The organism is Mesorhizobium sp. YM1C-6-2, from assembly GCF_003666685.1.
Lineage (GTDB): Bacteria > Pseudomonadota > Alphaproteobacteria > Rhizobiales > Rhizobiaceae > Mesorhizobium_K.
Genome location: NZ_RCIZ01000001.1, coordinates 338,626 through 355,317 on the forward strand (window position 1 = coordinate 338,626; position 16,692 = coordinate 355,317).

The following is a 16,692-nucleotide window of genomic DNA, read 5'->3' on the forward strand; positions in this document are numbered from 1 at the left end:
TTCCCGCGCCCGCTTCGCCTTGGCGAACGAATTTCGTGTTGATGTTCCTCTCGATGTCGGACAGCCGGCAAATCTAGACGCGGCTGACGACACGCACTGCGTCATTTGCCTTGAAGCGTTCCTCGTTTAGCGCCGTGCCGAGGCCTGGTCCTTGCATAGGCAGCGCAAAACCCTTCTCGAATACCGGCATGGTGTCGAGGATCTCCTTGTACCAGCCGGTGTAGAAAGCGCGCACTGTCTCCTGCACAAGCGCGTTCGGCGCATTCAGCGAGAGATGGATCGATGCGACCAGGGTCACCGGGCCGACGCAGTCATGCGGCGCGACCGGCAGGTCGAAGGCTTCTGCCATGGTCGCGATTTTCTTCGCCTCGCTGATACCGCCGACCCACGACAGGTCGAGCATGACGATGTCGGTGGCCCTCCGCTCCATCAGGTCGCGAAAGATCGGACGCGTGGCGAGCGTTTCGGATGCGCAGACCGGGCTTCTCACCTTGGAACGTATGTCAGCCAGCCCGGCGGGGTTGTTCATCTTGATAAGGTCTTCGAGCCAGAACGGTTCGTAGTCGGCGATCGCATGGGCGATCTTGATTGCCGTCGGAACGTTCCAGAGCGAATGGAACTCGGCCATGATGTCGATCTTGTCGCCGACGGCTCGCCGCACCTTCTCGTAGGGCTCCAGCGCCTTCTTCATGTCGGCGGCTGAAATATAGAGGCCACCCGTCTTCTCCGCGGGAATATCGAACGGCCATATCTTCATCGCCGTTATGTCCTGCTCCAGCAGGCTGTGGGCCAGTTCGTCGGCGTTGTTGAGGAAGGCGTCCAGGTCCTCATAGGGTCCCTCTTGCGCGGGGTTCGCCAAACCCCAGTTTGCCGTGCTTTGACTGATGCGCGACCCGCGTACGTACTTGTAGCCGGCGCAGGTGTTGTAGATGCGCACCTTGTCGCGTGAGAGCCCTCCAAGCAGTTGGTGGATGGGCTGGCTCGTCGCCTTCCCGAAAATATCCCACAATGCGAAGTCGATCGCCGAGGTGCCGCGCATCTCGACGCCGGTTCCGGAAAAACCGACGAAGGAGTTGAGGAGGAAGCGGCTGTGACGGTCGATCTCCAACGGATTCTTGCCGAGCAGGTATGGCGCCGCCGTCTCGTGGATGTAGCTCTCGACGGCACGCGCGCCGAAAAACGTTTCGCCGAGGCCGACAATCCCGTCGTCGGTGACGACCTGAACCCAGAGCAGGTTCGGAAACTCCTCGAGCCGGAGCGTTTCAATGGCGTCAATCTTCACCGGTATTTCCTTTCTGGAGTGATCGGCTGCGCCGCGTTGCGGCCGTACCTTTGGTCGCGAGCCGTTGCAGAGCTTCGCGCATATCGTTCTGTGCCGTTTCGATGATCGATCGCGCGGCCGTATCGGCGGCTTCGGCGTTCCCTTCGGAGATCGCCTCTGCCAGGGCAGCATGCAGCGGCAGGGACGCGCTTTCGATGTGTTTGGAGTCCCAGCCACCTTCTGAATAGAGGTCGAGAGTGGTCTGGATGAGGATGTCTACCAGGGGCGCAAGCCGGGACAGGAAAGTGTTATGGCACGCGCCGAGGATCAAGGTGTGGAATTCGATGTCGGCCCTGGAGAATGCCTGCGACCGTCCTTCCGCTGCTGCCATGTGCTGGTAGGCTTCGCGGATTGAGCGCTTCTCGCTATAGCTAGCTCGGGTCGCCGCAAAGCGGGCAGCCGCCGGCTCGAACAGCAAGCGCAGTTCCGTGAGATCCTCGGCAACGACGCCTGCCTCGCGAAAGCTCAATCGCCAGCCGAGCACCTGGGGATCGAACATGTTCCACAGGCTTTCCGGAAGAACGCGGCTGCCCAGCTTGGGCGCTACCTCCACCATTCCCTTGGCGGCGAGCGTCTTCACGGCTTCACGTACGATGGTGCGGCTGACGCCGAGTTGCTCGCAGAGTTTCTGCTCGATGGGCAAAGCCGCGCCGACCGGGAAGCGTTCGCTGACGATCCACTCGGCAATGCGGTCGACCGCGAAGGCGTGCATGTTTCCCTGTTTCATCGTGGGTCCCTATTTCAGAGCCATGGGCAGCCAGGTCGACAATGCCGGCACCAGCACAATCACCGCCAGCGCCGCCAGCACCGCCACAAAAAACGGCATCATCCGCGTGACGACGCGTCCCGACGGAATTTCCAGAAGCTGCGCCACGACGAACACGCACAGGCCGACCGGCGGCGTCACCAGGCCGATGGTCAGTGCGAAGATCATCACGATGCCGAAATGGAGCGGGTCGATACCGAGATGGGTCACGATCGGCTGGAAGATCGGCACCAGCAGGACGATTGCCGGTCCGGGTTCTAGTGCTAACCCCGCGACCAGCAGCACACCCACGGCGACGAAGAGGAACAACAGCGGCGTCTCGGAGAACAGCGCGATGACGTCGGCCATGAAGCCGGCCAACCCGCCGATGGCCAGAACCTGCGATAGGATGTTGGACGCACCGAGGATGATGTAGATCGACGCCGACAGGCGGGCCGTGGTCACCAGCGAGGCCAGGAGTTGTCGCGCGTCGAGCGTCCGGTAGACGACCATGCCGAGCAGGAGCGCATAGGCGACTGCGATGCCGCCGGCCTCCGTCACCGTGAACACGCCGGCGACGGCGCCGCGGAACAGGGCGATGGGCATGAGCAGGACGAGCAAGGTGTCGAGGAGCGTCTGACTAGCCGAGCGTTCGCGCATCGCGCTGGCAGGGCGCGGAAAGTCTTGCTGGAGCGTTCGACCCGAACATTCCCGCGATCGAGATGATGTCGAACATGCTCGCATTTCAGTACGCGAAGCTTCAGGGCGCTGACCGTCTCAGCAACGAGATGTTGCGCACCGCGCGCGCCGCGCTCGGCCTTGAGGGCATGACTTCCAACCAGGCGTCCTCAGTCGCCCGGCTCAACCAGGCGATCGAAATGATTGAGCGCCAGGAGACCATCCTGAGCGGCGCTCGACGCGGCGGCGTGAACGCGGTTGGCGTGACGGCGCCGCCGGCTCCCACTCCCATGCCAGTCTCGAATGGCGGCATCGACGATCTCGTGAATAAGTACAGGTCAAAGTGAATGGCTTCGCTCGCGGAACTGGAGGACGCGCTCCGCAACGCCGACGCCGCTGGCGACGCTGACGCGGCGCGGCAGTTGGCTGACGAAATCGTGCGGATGCGAGGTGCACAGCCCGCCGCACCCGCGGCGGACTCGCCGGCTGCTGCCACTGCCGCGCCCGCGGCGGCGCAGCAGGACGATTCGTCGTGGCTGACGAGCCTGCTCGGCGCGGCCGACTACGCCGACAACACCGCCGCGCACATGCTGGATCAGGGCCGCGGCGGCGTCGCGTCCGTTCTAGGCTTCCCGGTCGACATGGTGAACGCCGGCCTGGGCCTGGCCGGAATGGGCAGTGAACACCCCTTCCTCGGCTCTGAGATGATCGACGACATCATCGGCGCTCCGGCGACTGCTGCGCGCGCCGTCACGGGCCGCGAAGAAGTCGTCCCGCAAGACGCTTTCCAGCGCATCGCCGGCCGTGTTGGGCGCGAGATCGGCGCGACAGCCGTTCCGCTCGGCGGCTCTTTGCTGGCAGCCGAGCGAATGGGCGCGGATGCCGTTCGGCGCTCCGGCCCGTTGACGCGGTTTTTCGTCGAACCCGCAGTAGCCAATCCGGCTGGTCTGGTCGGACGGGAGGCCAAGTATGCCGTCGGCTCCGGGCTCGGCGCCGGCATCGCAAACGAAGCCGCCGGCAACCCGCAGGTCGGCGACAACTTCTGGTCCGATTTTCTCGGTTCGCTCGGCGGCGTCGGCCTGACGGCCGCCGGCGACAACATCCTGTCGGCGTTCCGCAATGCCTACGCCACCGCGACCAACAAGCCGGCGCTGATGGACGAAGTGGCCGGGCAGGAAGTCGTCGATCGCATCATCAACAACTCGACCGATCTCGGCGCGCAATACGCCGACACGGGCGCGGTCGACACGCGAACGCTGGCCGACCAGTTGCGCCAGCCGTCGCCGGTGGAGCGCGCCGTGCCGGGCTACACCGCCAATATCGGCGATCGCGCGCAAGACCCGCTCCTGATGACTATGGTCCAGAACCAGGACATGCTAACGCCCGGCGCCGCCAACACGCGCCGCGTCGGCAATGAAACGGCCGTGTCCGATGTCATGCAGGCCATCTCGCCGGACGGCGACCCCGCGCAATTCCGCGCCGCGCTGTCGGCCAACCGAGACGCGCAGCTTGCCGAAGCGGCAGACGCCGAGGAAGTGGCGCGGCTGATCTTCGGTGAAGCGCAGCAGGCGGCGCAGCCGCAACTGGCCGACGCTACCGCACGGGGCTCGACCCTGCGCGCCGGCCTTCAGGATTCCTACGACGCTGCCAATCGACAGGTGCAGGAGGCGTTCGCCCCGATCAACGAGGCCGACGCCCAGGTTCCGATCCAGCCGCTCGCCGAGCGCTTCGGCCGAACGACCGGCAACCTGCCGCTGAACGACCGCCAGCGCTTCCTGCCGCAGGAAGCCGGTGTTCCGAACCAGCTTCTGCCGGTCGACGACGCCGGCGAAGTCATCGCAGACGCCACGGTGCCGCTGCGCGAGATCACCAGCACGCGCTCCGGCCTGTCGGACGACATCCGCACCGCCGAGGCCGCCGGCAACCGCCAGCAGGCCCGCGTCGCCCGCCAGTTCCGCGACCAGACCGACACGTTCCTGGACGAAGCGATGCCGCCTGAACTGCGCGAGCAGTACGACACGGCCCGGGCGACCCGCCGCGATGTCGGCGACCGCTTCGAGCGTCCCGGCACGGGCATCGCAGGAGCTTTGCAGCGCCGCGAGGGCGGAGGCTACCGCATTGACGATAAAGCCGTCGCCAGCCGGTTCGCGCAGCCCGACCAGGGCAATCTCAATGACCTGAACGCGCTGCTGCGCGAAGCGGGCACCGATCCGCGCGTGCGCGGCGCGCTGGCCGACGAAGTGCTGTCGGACATCCAGACGCGCGGTCTGGCTGAGAAGCCCGAGCAGTTGGCCCGTTACATGGAGCAGCGCGGCGTCCTGCTCGAGCAGTTCCCCGAACTGCGCGACCGCCTGACGCGGCTGCGCGCCGCCGGCGACTATCGCGGCGGCGTCGAAGCCGCCAGCGCCGAGACGCAGCGCCGACTGACCACGCCGGGCCGCTCCGCGCAGGCCAGCTATCTGCGCTACGGCGACGAAGCGACGGTCGACGCGGTGCGCAACCTGACGGCGGGGCCGAGCCCGCGCCAGGCAACCCGCGAACTTCTGGAGGCCGCCGGCAACTCGCCGGAAGCCCGCACCAATGCGCGCGCCGCGCTGTGGGAAGTCGTGAAGACCAAGAAGTTCTCCGCGCCGAACTCGGCTGGTGAAACGCGGTGGGATTACAAGAACCTGCGCAACTTCTTCGACGACCCGAAGGTGGCCGCCGTCGCCGACGAACTGTGGGCCGACGATCCCGAGGGCTTGGCGAACATCAAGGAACTGTTCGGCGCGCTCGCCGGCGCCGAAGGCAGCATCCGCACGCGGGCGCCGAACTCATCCGGCACCGCCCAGGCGCTGTCCGGCAAGCTGGACCCATCCCTGACGACCACGGGCATCGCATCGCGCGCCCGCAGCGTGAGCCGCCACCAACTGTCGCCGACGATCGCCGTGGTCGACGTGGTGTCGACCTGGCTGCGCAACAAGTCGAAGAAGGTCCAGTCGCGCGCCATCGACGAGCTTGCCAGCGCCGCGTTCAACAACCCGGAACTGGCGGCCGATCTGCTGGAGAAATTCAATCCGGCCGACTATGCCACCAAGCGCCAGATGATCACGCAGAAATACGGCCTGCGCGGCACGCAGCTCTTCAACTGGCTGGACGACGATGACGAGTTGATGGACGTGATCAACGAGGGCGGAAGCGCGGACGAAAAGCGCCCGCTTGAGATTACCGTCGGACGCCCGAGTACTGAATTCATGAACCTGCTCGGGGTACGGTGATGGCACGTGGTGTCGAAACAAAACGCGGCAAGGTCCGCAGCTACGAAGGTCAACGATACGAATGCATCCGCATCGAGCCCTACCTACGTCGCGATGGGCTTATGAGTTCGGTCGCGGTGTGGCGTTCGCGCTGCGCGCAATGCGGAAGCCCGTTCGACTTCAGATCCCCGCTTCGCGTCGCACGCTTCCAACCCAACCGCCGATGTGTGCGGCATCGCCGGCCCGGGACGCGGGTTCGGCAAGCAAGATGATTAGCACTAGGGGGCGCAAGTGGTTCGAAACGTCATTCTGTCCCGGCCTTTAGCTCGATTTCAAAATGGCGATTCCAAATTTCATTAAGTTGTTTTGCAACGGACGGGTCCGACACTCCCGCGGAAAGTAGACCATTTACCAAGGCATCCAGTCGGCCATCTGACCGGAAGTATACTTTCTCTGCGCCCGGCCCAAATTGTTCGATGCCCACCTGGTTCATGACCATGCCAAAGAGGTCAAGGACGCGGCAATACTGGACGCGATCGAGCGTCGGCTTTTCGCCGACGACTCGCCAGCATGCCACCGAACTTGACTCCAGACCACTAATCCCAACTTCCCGATAGCGGGTGATCGCGTTTCTCGTCGCTCTGCCGACATTCGCCTGATCGATGCCGGGTATCGCAGGCAAAGGTGGTTCCGCAGGTGCCGTTGCCTGGTGATTTTCTTCAGTACTCGGTCCGAGCGATACGACGGGGATTCCCAAGAGTTCGGCGTCACGGAACGAAAGCCATTGCATGCCTTCTGGCGGCGCCGAAGTCACGTATCGAACAACGTTTTGACCCAACCCCAGTTCGCCTAGGTACAGGCCCACGAGCGCATTACCCAAGCCCGATTCCTTGCGGACATCCGTTCCAACGTATGCAACATGAAATCCAATCCGCGCCTCATCCGAAGCGAACTTTTTCCTACCCGCTATCCAAGCGAGAGCACAGGCAGAAGCGCACACGTCGGTGGCGGCCGTCGAAAGGCCTCGAGAAAATATCTCTCGGCCAATAGCTATCCCAGCTTCCAAATCTCCTCCTTCCGAATTGAGATATACAGCAACTGTCCCATCAGGGACTTTCCTGACAATGTTATTAAACTTGGTCAGGTCAGGGGCTGTAATATCTCCAACTACTGATATTATCGTCAGCACGTCGCCACCTGCACCGACTTCCGATTCGACCGAAATCTCTGCGGCTCGCGATTGACCGAATCCCAACGCCGCCAAGACGGCTAAGGCCATTATAGAATGTTGCATCAGTGGAACCCACCGCCCGACGCTAGATGGTCGACAATGCTGCATTTACAAACGCCTCGAAATGCGTGTCGGTAAGTTCACGACCTCTCGCAAAGATAATGGTACGCCATGCTCGCCCCTGCCGGAGAACTATCGTGACTTGAACGCGGTGGTTGCGGTCGGATGCGAGTGAGCCCGACTTTCGGAGTGCGTGTGAACCTTGTACCTCCAGTGAAGACCACTGGCCGACCAATGTGATGTCGTCCGATAGCGCACGCTCAAGCGCTTCTGCGTAGTCTAGAGGAGCCAGGCTTGAGTTGATCTCTTCGACCCCGAAAAGAGCTTCGGCCATCAAATAGTCTGAGACAAAATAGAAAAGGTCGTCTCCGCTTTCGGCCTCGATTGGAGTAGAAGCCCACGTGCGAGAGAAGGACGTGCTGCCACCTGTGATGGGGTTAGTCCAAGACTGAACGAGATCAACTTGTCGGGTGTCCTCTTCTGCGGCTACAATAAGGGCCACCACCCCTACAAACATCCCGGCCGCGAGCGTCAGAGTGGCAAGCCAACGCAGCGCCGAAATTCTTCCACATTCTACCCTTGCGCGACCTTCGTCGTAACTAGCGGGAGAGTGGGCGACTACGCGCTTGTGCTGAAAGAACAGGGTCACGAGAGCAATCAGCGGAAAGCCGAAAGCGTATCCCTGTACCCAAACGCCCATTTCTCGCGATATGTGAAATTTCAGCGCGCTCGCGCCAGTCAGATTTTTTACTCGAATCCCCAGCAACGCTTTGCCGACTGTCGTTCCAAAGACTGACATGCAAAGAGCGAGTATGAGCAACGTGACAGGAAGCGCGGCAAGACCCAGAGCCGTTTCGTTGGCGTTTTCAATTCGCACCAATAGCTCTGGTGCGTAGTGGCTCGCATACAGGCCGACTGCCATAAATAGAAGCACGGTGATGAGCCATACATCCAGTGTTCGGGCGAGGAACCTAGCCCACGGGCCGGCCAGAGGCTCCTCCACAAGTACCTGCGAAGATTGAATGTCATCGGAAACCTCGGCGGGGCCCACCAACGGTATGTGAGGGACCATTGTGCCCGGCGCAGGTGGTGGAAGTTCAGCGAGTACTACCGCCAACTCCTCCAGCGCGTCTAGGCGCTTCCAGTCGTCAAAGCTTTGACGCCACACGAGTGTGGACGGGCCTAATTTTTCGGATCGTATCAGTTCGACCAGTTCGTCTTGAGAAACAGGTCCAAAGCGTGTTTCGCCAGAAATGTAGTACCACATCCTCCAAGCCCCCCGACGAGTATCGCTCAAAGACCAGGTGCTAGCAACAATCACTGTGATCGGTAGAGTCCGCGAGCGATCGACCTTGTCATCTTTTCGCTCGTCGCCAACCGGCCGCTCGCGCCTCATCTTCCGAGCAGAACATGCGTTCGCCCTTGGACGTGGTGATCACCGTCTCGTTGTAAAAGCGCTGGCCGGGAACGTGGTAGATGCGCTCACCTTTTTTGCTGATGTTCCCCTTGATGTCGCAGGATCCAGATAGCAGTCGGACTGGTGCACTCGTCGCTTCCGACTTCGGTGCCTGCTTCGCGGCGCGCCACTCCCAAGGCGGCTGGAATTCCCCTTGCCAGATGCCCTGCTTTGCTGCTCGCGCTTCAGCTTGATCGTTCGCATAGGCGCCGCCGGAATGCCGCGGCCAATCCATTGCGTGACCGGCACGGACGAGCCATGCGGATATCCCCTCCCCGTCAGCCCGATAGCAGTCACCGACAAAGCGACCGTAACGATCCCATTCGACGAACATACATGTGACGGGTCGTGATTTCGCCAACCAGGCGGCTAACGCTTTGGCTGCCGCCTGGCCGCAGCGGTAATTCTTGCCTTTGGCGTCCCGGCAAAGTTGCGCACTCTCGGGGGCATCTACGCCATTGAAGCGTACTCGCGTTCCGGCGATCTCGATCGTGTCCCCGTCGATCACCGATGCCCGCCCGGAGATCGTATCGCCCTCTTGCTGCGCCTTTGCAGCAGTTACCACTTTGACAGGCGCGGCGGCCTGCACCGGTAAATCCATGGTCCCAGCTGTATCCGGCGCACCGCCTGCCAGGGAGAATCCGACCACGCCGGCGAAGGCAGTAGCTACCAGGATCGATCGCACGCTGACGGGCCGTCGCCGACGTCTGTACGGGACCGCATTTCGTTCGCGCTTATGTGAGAACCGCCTGTCCATCTCCCCCTAGCCGTGGAGAAGATGCACGCGATCCTCGCGCAAGTCCAGCAAGACGGGACGTGATGATTGACCACAGGTTTAGACGCTCGCAGTATTTTGCGTGCGTCAACGTCTCTTGCGGTCTGCAGCCGATGCCATAGTAGCTACCAGAGCGCTTACAAATGCTATGGCCGCGATCGCGCCGGCGGTTTTATATGCATGGCCGTCCACCAAATCGGAACCCGGTGCGCCGCGTTTTACGCGGTCGCTGTCCGGCTCCACTGCAGGCGACAGGATGTCTTGGCGCGTTCCGAAGGATGTGGCGTATGCACGCGTGACTTCGGCCCCGAAGAGGAACGTCGCGGACGAATAGAAGACCCACAACAGCAGCACGATCAGGCTCCCTGCCGCGCCATATGAGGATGCCACCGCGCTTGTCCCAAGATACCAGCCGATCAGCGACTTGCCGATCGTGAACAGAATAGCAGTCGTCACCGCTCCAAAACGAACGTCCCGCCACGCAAGGGACCTGTCCGGCAGCAGCTTGTAAATCGCGGCGAATAGGATCGCCAGCAGTGCTATCGAAACGACGGCGTTTATTATTGCGGCCAGCACTGTCCCGAATGGCACATAGCGATTGATCGTATCACTGAGTGCGGAGATGGCAGAGCTTGCGGCAAGCGATACCAGGAGAAGGAAGCCAAGCGAGGCGACCAAACCCAGGCTTGCTATCCGTGCTTTGACGAGTGCCGAGAGCTCGGTATCGGTCTGGTGGACTCGCCAAATCTGATTGAGGGTGGAGCGCATTTCGCCGAAGACGCCAGAGGCGCTTACGACGAGCGTTATAAAAGCGAATGAACCCGCAAGCAGGCCGCTTGTCGTATCGGCCGCACCTTGCACAACGGCCTCCAGGAGATCCGCGCCCGTTGGCCCGATTAATCCGGACAGTTGGGCCGACAGAGCGAGCTGGGCTGCATCTCGACCAACCGCTAGGCCAGCTACAGCGATAACGATAAGCAGGATTGGAGCCAGCGATGTCGCGGCGTAGAATGCCATCGCGGCTGAATGGCTAAGTGCATCATCTTCGAAGAAGCCGCGGACTGCGGACCTCACTATGCCAAATGCATTGCCAAGGGCTGCTCGTAAGGGCATGTGCGCACTACCTGCTTTGTCGCAGGTAATCGCTACCCGACGGGGATTGTTCCGGCGGAAGTTCTCCACCGAAAGCACATTCGTGCCCGGCGGGCTATCGCCACATCCCGCGCATCCGGGCACCGAGGTCAACACGCGTGCGGGGAGCACGTTGACTCACCCCCGTCGCACCGGCCACCGGCCACGCCGTCTGTTCAAAATGCTGCAGGATGTTCGACGGTATGAACCGCGTTCTGGAAGCGTAGACGTGCCGATCGCCGCGGGAGGCCTGGCCACTGGTGAAGAAGCGCTGCGGTGTGATCAGGTGCAGTCCGTCTCTGGCGCGTGTCATCGCCACGTAAAGCAGGCGCCGCTCTTCCTCGATCTCGTTGTCGCTGCCGGCTCTCAGATCGATCGGAATGCATCCGTCAACCGTGTTGAGCACGAAGACCTTCGTCCACTCTTGGCCCTTGGCCGAGTGGATGGTCGATAGGATGAGATAGTCCTCATCGAGATTTGGCGGACCTGCCTGGTCGCTTGTCGAGTCTGGCGGATCGAGCGTGAGCTCGGTGAGAAATCGTTCGCGAGACGGATATGTCGAGGCGATCTGCTCGAGCTGCAGAAGGTCAGCGCGACGCACGACTGCGTCTTCGTGCATGCGTTCGAGATGCGGTTCGTACCAGAGCCGGACCCGCTCCAGGTCGGCAGGCCACTTGCTGCCGGCACGCAATCCAGAAAACGTTTCGACGAACAAGGGCCAGTCATCAGCGGTACGAACTGGAGGCCGATACCGTGCCAACCCCATCGTCTCATCGAGTGCCGTTGCCATGGTGTCGATGATTTCCGCGGCGGCAGAGGGGCCGATACCCGGTAGCAACTGCAGCACGCGAAAGCCGGCAACACGATCCCGAGGATTTTCGGCAAAGCGCAGAACGGCCAGCACGTCCTTCACATGCGCCGCATCCAGAAACTTGAGGCCACCGAATTTCACAAAGGGGATGTTGCGCCGCGTCAGTTCGATTTCGAGCGGTCCGCTGTGGTGTGAGGCCCTGAACAAGACCGCCTGCTTCTTAAGTGCGATGCCTTCCTCGCGCGCTTCCAGCACCTGCTCACAGACATAGTTGGCCTGGTCGGTTTCATCGCGCAGCGTGACCAGCTTCGGTCGTTCGGCCGATTTGCGATCGGTCCAGAGGTTCTTGGTGAAGCGCTCCGATGCTTCCCCAATGACCGCATTGGCAGCGCTCAGGATGGCGTCCGTCGACCGATAGTTCTGCTCCAGCATGATCGTTTCGGCCGGCACGACAAACTGCGTCGGGAAATCCAGAATGTTGCGTACTTCCGCCGCGCGGAATGAATAGATCGACTGAGCATCGTCGCCGACAACGGTTAGTCCGGCACCTTCAGGCTTCAGCGCAAGCAGGATCGATGCCTGCAGTCGATTGGTGTCCTGGTATTCGTCGACCAGAACATGATCGAAGCGACTGGCAATCTCGGCTGCAAGTCCCGGCTCCGTTGTCATCTGCGCCCACCAGAGGAGCAGATCGTCGTAATCAAGCACGTTCTGCGCCTGCTTTGCCTGGACATACGACGCGAAGAGCACCTTGAGATCCGCTTCCCATCCCTCGCACCACGGGAAGGCATTGCCAAGGACTTCGCCGAGCGGCGCCTGGGCATTGACCGCACGAGAGTAGATTGCCAGGCAAGTGCCTTTCGCCGGAAAGCGGCTTTCGGTTTTGGAATATCCAAGCTCATGCCGGACCAGGTTCATAAGGTCGGCGCTGTCCTCGCGGTCGTGGATGGTGAATGCGGGATCCAGGCCGATTTCATGCGCGTGCTCGCGCAGGAGCCGTGCTCCGATCCCGTGAAAGGTGCCGGCCCAAGTCAGTGCATCGGCAACGACCCGAGCATCGCGCCCAAGCACCTCGCCGGCGATGCGCTCAACCCGTTTTGTCATCTCGGATGCGGCTCGCCGCGAGAAGGTCATTAGCAGAACCCGCCGGGGATCGGCGCCATTGACGATCAGATGCGCGACGCGATGCGCGAGCGTATTGGTCTTGCCCGAACCGGCGCCAGCTATGATCAGAAGCGGACCTGAGACTCGCCCCCCACCGTACTCGACTGCGCGGCGCTGATCCGCATTCAGTTTGTCGAGATAGTTGCGTGGAAGCGTCGAATCACGGGCGGCAATGTTCATCGCGGCATCAAGCATCGTTTCTGCTTTGTTCGCAATGCCGGCAAGCGGCAGCGGTCACGAGGATCGGACCGGATTGATCGGAGCGGCGTGAATAGATTTGTCAGCGTTCGGCGTGTAAGCCGTTGGAGTCCGGGCCTTAGGTCAACGAGCACACGGATCTTTATCCACGCCTGATCCGGCGGGTCGATAATCCTCCAATCAACCAAGTTGGAGGTCCCTCAATGCCCACCTTTCAGATCGTTTTTCTCGTCGTCGTAGCCCTGACCGTAGCGAGTGGTCTGGCGGCCGGCGGCATCGTCATGTTCGGCGACACCCGCAGGAATGTCGGGCAGCGGAACGTGGCGGAGAGGTTCGCCCAGATCGCACTGCTGGGCGCCGCTGCGATCATCTCGCTTCTTGCGCTTCCGTGATCGTGAACGGAAGTCGATTGCCCATGAACCAAGAACTTTGTAAGCGGCAGATGTCTTAAGGGAAGCGAGATGTTGTCAAATTCAGAACATGCCGAGAACTTCACTGAGCTCACCGCGCATATTGTCTCGGCGTATGTTGCAAACAACTCTGTGCCAGCCGCCGACCTGCCTGACTTGATTGCGACCGTGCATCAAGCGGTCTCGGGTCTGTCGCAGACCAAAACGCCCGCTGCCGAGCCCCAGGTACCTGCGGTGAATCCAAAACGATCCGTCTATCCAGACTACCTCATCTCCCTGGAGGACGGGAAGCGCTTCAAATCGCTCAAGCGCCATCTCATGACCCACTACGGGATGTCCCCGGAAGAGTATCGCTCGAAATGGAATTTGCCGACGGACTATCCGATGGTGGCTCCCAATTATGCCGCGGCTCGCTCCGAGTTGGCCAAGAAGATGGGGTTGGGTCGCAAGCGCAGCGTGAAGGTCAAGCCTAAGCGAAGTCGCCGCAAGTAGCGCCCGCGAGGAATATTTTCACATTTCCGCTGGCGTAGAAGCCGCGTTTCCTGTATAGTTTTGTTGCTGGAAAATGGCGGAAGGCGAGCAGCCGCACGAACGGTCGAACACCATTTCGACCACGATTGTCGTTCGTGCTTCGAAAGCTGCTCCCATGTCGGATCCTCAAAAGCCAAACCTGACCTACAGCTACGTCGCCTTCCAACAGGAACAAGGCGACAATAGCTTCCCGGGCTCACAGCTCCAGGCCGATCTCAACGAACTCACGCGAGCCTCGAACGACACGATCGACGCTCTGAAAGATGTTCGTCGCTCTGACGGAAAACTCAAAAACCAGATAGTAACGCCGGATTCGCTGACGCCCGCGACCCGCGCTCTGATGGCGGGTGTTGGCGCCACGGGCCCGACTGGACCCGAAGGTCCAACTGGGCCTGAAGGCCCCTCCGGAGCCACAGGTGCGTCGGGTGCGGATTCGCTAGTGCCCGGCCCTACAGGACCTTCTGGAGCGACCGGACCAGCCGGTTCGACTGGCGCCACGGGTCCTACCGGGCCCGTCGGTGCGACGGGTCCGACCGGCCCCACCCCGACGGCGCGCGAAGTTCTGACCGCCAACCGAACATATTACGTCCGCACCGATGGTAGCGACAGCAACAATGGTCTGGCGAACACGGCAGGCGGCGCGTTTTTGACGATCCAGAAGGCTGTCAATGTGGTTGCCGCCATCGATATGGCGGGCTTCACTGCGACGGTCCAGGTGGGCGCCGGAACCTACGCCGAGGCGGTTCAGCTAAAGTCCCTGGTTGGTGGGTTCTGCATCATCGTCGGCGACGAAAGCACGCCGAGCAACGTGCTGATAAACGCGTCGGGGTCGTGTTTCACCGGCGATGGTGTGGTCGGCACCTGGCACCTGCGTGGTATGAAATTGCAGGCCACGACGCACGGCATCGGCGTTACCGATGGAACGCTGGTCAAATTCCAGAACCTCGATTTTGGCGCGACCACGTTCTACCACGTGCTCGCTACAGGCGGCCGGTTGGTGGCGACCGGCAACTACACGATCTCAGGCTCGGCCAGCCGACACGTCTATCTGTTCGCCGGCGCTTCGTTCCAATGTCAGGCGCGCACGGTCACGTTGTCTGGCTCTCTCGCTTTCGCCGTCTTCCTCCAGGCGACAACCGCATCAATGGCCACGGTCAGCGGTAACACCTATTCCGGATCTGCCACAGGTCAGCGCCATAACGCGCAGATGAACGCCGTCATTCAGTCGGCTGGGGGCGGAGCTAACTACTTCCCGGGAGACGCGGCCGGCGCCGTTGCTACGGGTGGGCAATATGCGTGACACCACGCCACCAACTGGTTCTGGGTTGTCGCTGGAGACGAGGGAAGGATCTGGTCGTGCGGGGCAAAGGAAGGGAAAATCCAACGCGAGAGGTGGCTTAGCCGGGCTCCTCGCGAATTGTGCCGTCGAGCTTATGGAAGACAGCTCGCCCGAGCCGCCGCTCATTGTTGGCCCTTTCGCCGCAGGCTCGGCGTCGTCCTAAGTTTCGTATTTCGACACCCACCTTGCTTATTGTCCTTCTTGGTGAGGATGGAGTGGAAAACCTGCCTCTCAATCTTCGCCACCTGCTTTTCCACCTCTGGTCGGGTATCGGTGTGTGCCGTCGTTGGGGTTAGGAGTTGGCGCGTCCCGGCAGTCCCGAGGAGCATAGTCGACGCCGGATGTGTCAGGCTTCGGACTGCTTTTCTCGCGTCGGCCCTTCTCAGCCAACCACAGGACCCAGTCAGTGTACGATTTGAGACGCATCAGTCCCGACCGCTGGGGCGCCGCTCGCTCGTCTGGGCGCGGTTGGTTTCGACGGTGTTTGCTGATCTTAAGGCGCGCTGTAGCGAGACAAGCTTACCCCTCTTGGCGTCCGCGGCTTTTGACTGTTTGAGAAGCCGCCGCTCGTGCCACGAGGGGAATAACTCGGCTGCCAGACTACGGAACCATCTCATCACGCGCACCTCTTCCGAGCGAACTCGTAGTCAATACCTAAGTGCCAACTAAAGAAGAGGACGATGCAGGTCGGACGGGACGAGGTGCTCGTCTGCCCTTTCGTTGGCCAGGAAGAGAAACCGGGAAAAAGACTTCCTGTTCACCGTACCGCCACGCGCGGTTGACACGACTCGCAGCAAGACATGAACGTGTCATGATCAAAATGGTTCAGGAGTGCTAGTTCAGCCTCCGACCGTTATTTCCGGGCCGAACATCAGAACCGGGCCGTCTTCGACTGCCGGGTTGGCGAAGTTGAGGGCGCTGGACAGCTTGGCTTTCGTATACTGCGGATGCTCGGTTACGTCGTTGGAAGTCTCGAATATGTATGGCCGCTGGCGAAGGTTATCGCCTTCGTCAATGACGGTCACAACCGGTCCGATGCTCTCGCGAGAATAGCCCGTGCTTGCAACCGCTTTCTCTCGGGCTCGTTCTTCGGTGACTGCCATCACGGAAATGTAGTTCATCTGGTTGTCCAAGAGGTGGAGGCGGTGGCTCCACTTCGGTCATGAAGCCGCCAGTCTGTCAGTCCTTGTGCTCCGGCATGTCCTTGAGTTGGTCCTTCGTCCAGCTCGTCACGGCGTGAACGTCACCGTCCTCGTCGCGCATGAACTCCAACTCGCTCAAGGGGACAGCAACCGGCTTGGCGCCAATGCCGAGGAATCCGCCGACATCGATAACAACCTGGGTGCCGTGAACGTGGTCAACCGAGCCGATCTTCTCGTCGCCGGGACCGTATATCGCGGCGTCTTCGAGGATACCGGGGGTCAGCTCGGCCTGGCTCAGGCGCACGTGGTTCGAATGGTCCATGGGGTGTCTTCTCTCATGTGGGACCGTGGCTAATCGCTGAACCGCCGTTGCGTTCCGAAGAAAGCGAGACAGATGGGAAACGGGATCGCGCTGTTTTCGTGGACGGCCCGACCAATCTGGTCCTCGGACGACAACGGGCCGG

General features: G+C 61.4%; 15 protein-coding genes. 5 read left to right on the plus strand and 10 right to left on the minus strand.

All coding sequences use genetic code 11. The features are described from left to right. Positions 1-73: 73 nt before the first annotated feature. From D8676_RS01625 to D8676_RS01635, 3 genes are read right to left on the minus strand one after another with little or no spacing between them, the layout of a single operon-like run. A complete protein-coding gene (locus D8676_RS01625) occupies positions 74-1,282 on the minus strand; it encodes a mandelate racemase/muconate lactonizing enzyme family protein (RefSeq protein WP_121579083.1) in 1,209 nt (402 codons plus the stop codon). Next, positions 1,272-2,048 (minus strand): FadR/GntR family transcriptional regulator, encoded by a 777-nt coding sequence (locus D8676_RS01630; RefSeq protein WP_121579084.1) that lies wholly within the window; start codon positions 2,046-2,048, stop codon positions 1,272-1,274. The genes D8676_RS01625 and D8676_RS01630 overlap by 11 nt, the downstream gene beginning before the upstream one ends. Before the next feature lie 9 nt (positions 2,049-2,057). Then, positions 2,058-2,726 carry a TRAP transporter large permease subunit gene (locus D8676_RS01635; RefSeq protein WP_183096923.1) on the minus strand — a complete coding sequence of 223 codons (669 nt, stop codon included), beginning with the start codon at positions 2,724-2,726 and terminating at the stop codon, positions 2,058-2,060. Positions 2,727-2,791: 65 nt separating this feature from the next. On the opposite strand from D8676_RS01635, the gene D8676_RS01640 reads away from it, so the two are divergent. Further along, complete coding sequence (locus D8676_RS01640; protein WP_183096924.1) at positions 2,792-3,091, plus strand: hypothetical protein; 300 nt, start codon at positions 2,792-2,794, stop codon at positions 3,089-3,091. Continuing rightward, entirely contained in the window at positions 3,092-6,001 is a 2,910-nt protein-coding gene (locus D8676_RS01645; protein WP_121579087.1) for a hypothetical protein, read from the plus strand. A 283-nt stretch (positions 6,002-6,284) separates the two neighbouring features. Here D8676_RS01645 and D8676_RS01650 read toward each other — a convergent pair whose 3' ends face one another. The 5 genes from D8676_RS01650 to D8676_RS01670 form a co-directional block, all read right to left on the minus strand. Next, complete coding sequence (locus tag D8676_RS01650) at positions 6,285-7,274, minus strand: ATP-dependent Clp protease proteolytic subunit (protein ID WP_183096925.1); 990 nt, start codon at positions 7,272-7,274, stop codon at positions 6,285-6,287. A gap of 22 nt (positions 7,275-7,296) precedes the next feature. Next, positions 7,297-8,538, minus strand: coding sequence for an RDD family protein (locus D8676_RS01655; protein WP_183096926.1), 1,242 nt, complete (start codon positions 8,536-8,538; stop codon positions 7,297-7,299). An 88-nt stretch (positions 8,539-8,626) separates the two neighbouring features. Then, positions 8,627-9,328: a thermonuclease family protein gene (locus D8676_RS01660; protein WP_121579090.1), complete on the minus strand. Its 702-nt coding sequence runs from the start codon at positions 9,326-9,328 to the stop codon at positions 8,627-8,629. Between the two features lie 261 nt (positions 9,329-9,589). Continuing rightward, positions 9,590-10,615: a YihY/virulence factor BrkB family protein gene (locus D8676_RS01665; RefSeq protein WP_121579091.1), complete on the minus strand. Its 1,026-nt coding sequence runs from the start codon at positions 10,613-10,615 to the stop codon at positions 9,590-9,592. A gap of 94 nt (positions 10,616-10,709) precedes the next feature. Next, positions 10,710-12,788 (minus strand): ATP-dependent helicase, encoded by a 2,079-nt coding sequence (locus tag D8676_RS01670; RefSeq protein WP_121579709.1) that lies wholly within the window; start codon positions 12,786-12,788, stop codon positions 10,710-10,712. Between the two features lie 221 nt (positions 12,789-13,009). Here D8676_RS01670 and D8676_RS01675 point away from each other — a divergent pair, with 221 nt between their 5' ends. The 3 genes from D8676_RS01675 to D8676_RS27820 all read left to right on the plus strand — a co-directional run bounded on the left by D8676_RS01675 (position 13,010) and on the right by D8676_RS27820 (position 15,047). Then, the gene (locus D8676_RS01675) at positions 13,010-13,198 is read left to right on the plus strand and encodes a hypothetical protein (RefSeq protein WP_121579092.1); all 189 of its coding nucleotides are present in this window, start codon (positions 13,010-13,012) and stop codon (positions 13,196-13,198) included. Positions 13,199-13,267: 69 nt separating this feature from the next. Next, positions 13,268-13,708: a MucR family transcriptional regulator gene (locus D8676_RS01680; RefSeq protein WP_121579093.1), complete on the plus strand. Its 441-nt coding sequence runs from the start codon at positions 13,268-13,270 to the stop codon at positions 13,706-13,708. Positions 13,709-13,781: 73 nt separating this feature from the next. Further along, on the plus strand, positions 13,782-15,047 hold the full coding sequence (locus tag D8676_RS27820; RefSeq protein WP_183096927.1) for a collagen-like protein: 1,266 nt from the start codon (positions 13,782-13,784) through the stop codon (positions 15,045-15,047). A gap of 878 nt (positions 15,048-15,925) precedes the next feature. Here D8676_RS27820 and D8676_RS01690 read toward each other — a convergent pair. Both D8676_RS01690 and D8676_RS01695 read right to left on the minus strand, forming a co-directional pair. After that, on the minus strand, positions 15,926-16,207 hold the full coding sequence (locus tag D8676_RS01690; protein WP_147448129.1) for a hypothetical protein: 282 nt from the start codon (positions 16,205-16,207) through the stop codon (positions 15,926-15,928). Positions 16,208-16,265: 58 nt separating this feature from the next. Further along, positions 16,266-16,550 carry a PRC-barrel domain containing protein gene (locus tag D8676_RS01695; RefSeq protein ID WP_121579095.1) on the minus strand — a complete coding sequence of 95 codons (285 nt, stop codon included), beginning with the start codon at positions 16,548-16,550 and terminating at the stop codon, positions 16,266-16,268. Positions 16,551-16,692 lie beyond the last annotated feature (142 nt).

Bases quoted from the DNA above. Each gene is read 5' to 3' on its own strand.
- D8676_RS01630 (WP_121579084.1), bottom strand. From the start codon at position 2,048: ATGAAACAGGGAAACATGCACGCCTTCGCGGTCGACCGCATTGCCGAG.
- D8676_RS01635 (WP_183096923.1), bottom strand. From the start codon at position 2,726: ATGCGCGAACGCTCGGCTAGTCAGACGCTCCTCGACACCTTGCTCGTC.
- D8676_RS01640 (WP_183096924.1), top strand. From the start codon at position 2,792: ATGTCGAACATGCTCGCATTTCAGTACGCGAAGCTTCAGGGCGCTGAC.
- D8676_RS01645 (WP_121579087.1), top strand. From the start codon at position 3,092: ATGGCTTCGCTCGCGGAACTGGAGGACGCGCTCCGCAACGCCGACGCC.
- D8676_RS01650 (WP_183096925.1), bottom strand. From the start codon at position 7,274: ATGCAACATTCTATAATGGCCTTAGCCGTCTTGGCGGCGTTGGGATTC.
- D8676_RS01655 (WP_183096926.1), bottom strand. From the start codon at position 8,538: ATGTGGTACTACATTTCTGGCGAAACACGCTTTGGACCTGTTTCTCAA.
- D8676_RS01660 (WP_121579090.1), bottom strand. From the start codon at position 9,328: ATGGATTTACCGGTGCAGGCCGCCGCGCCTGTCAAAGTGGTAACTGCT.
- D8676_RS01665 (WP_121579091.1), bottom strand. From the start codon at position 10,615: ATGCCCTTACGAGCAGCCCTTGGCAATGCATTTGGCATAGTGAGGTCC.
- D8676_RS01670 (WP_121579709.1), bottom strand. From the start codon at position 12,788: ATGAACATTGCCGCCCGTGATTCGACGCTTCCACGCAACTATCTCGAC.
- D8676_RS01675 (WP_121579092.1), top strand. From the start codon at position 13,010: ATGCCCACCTTTCAGATCGTTTTTCTCGTCGTCGTAGCCCTGACCGTA.
- D8676_RS01680 (WP_121579093.1), top strand. From the start codon at position 13,268: ATGTTGTCAAATTCAGAACATGCCGAGAACTTCACTGAGCTCACCGCG.
- D8676_RS27820 (WP_183096927.1), top strand. From the start codon at position 13,782: ATGGCGGAAGGCGAGCAGCCGCACGAACGGTCGAACACCATTTCGACC.
- D8676_RS01690 (WP_147448129.1), bottom strand. From the start codon at position 16,207: ATGAACTACATTTCCGTGATGGCAGTCACCGAAGAACGAGCCCGAGAG.
- D8676_RS01695 (WP_121579095.1), bottom strand. From the start codon at position 16,550: ATGGACCATTCGAACCACGTGCGCCTGAGCCAGGCCGAGCTGACCCCC.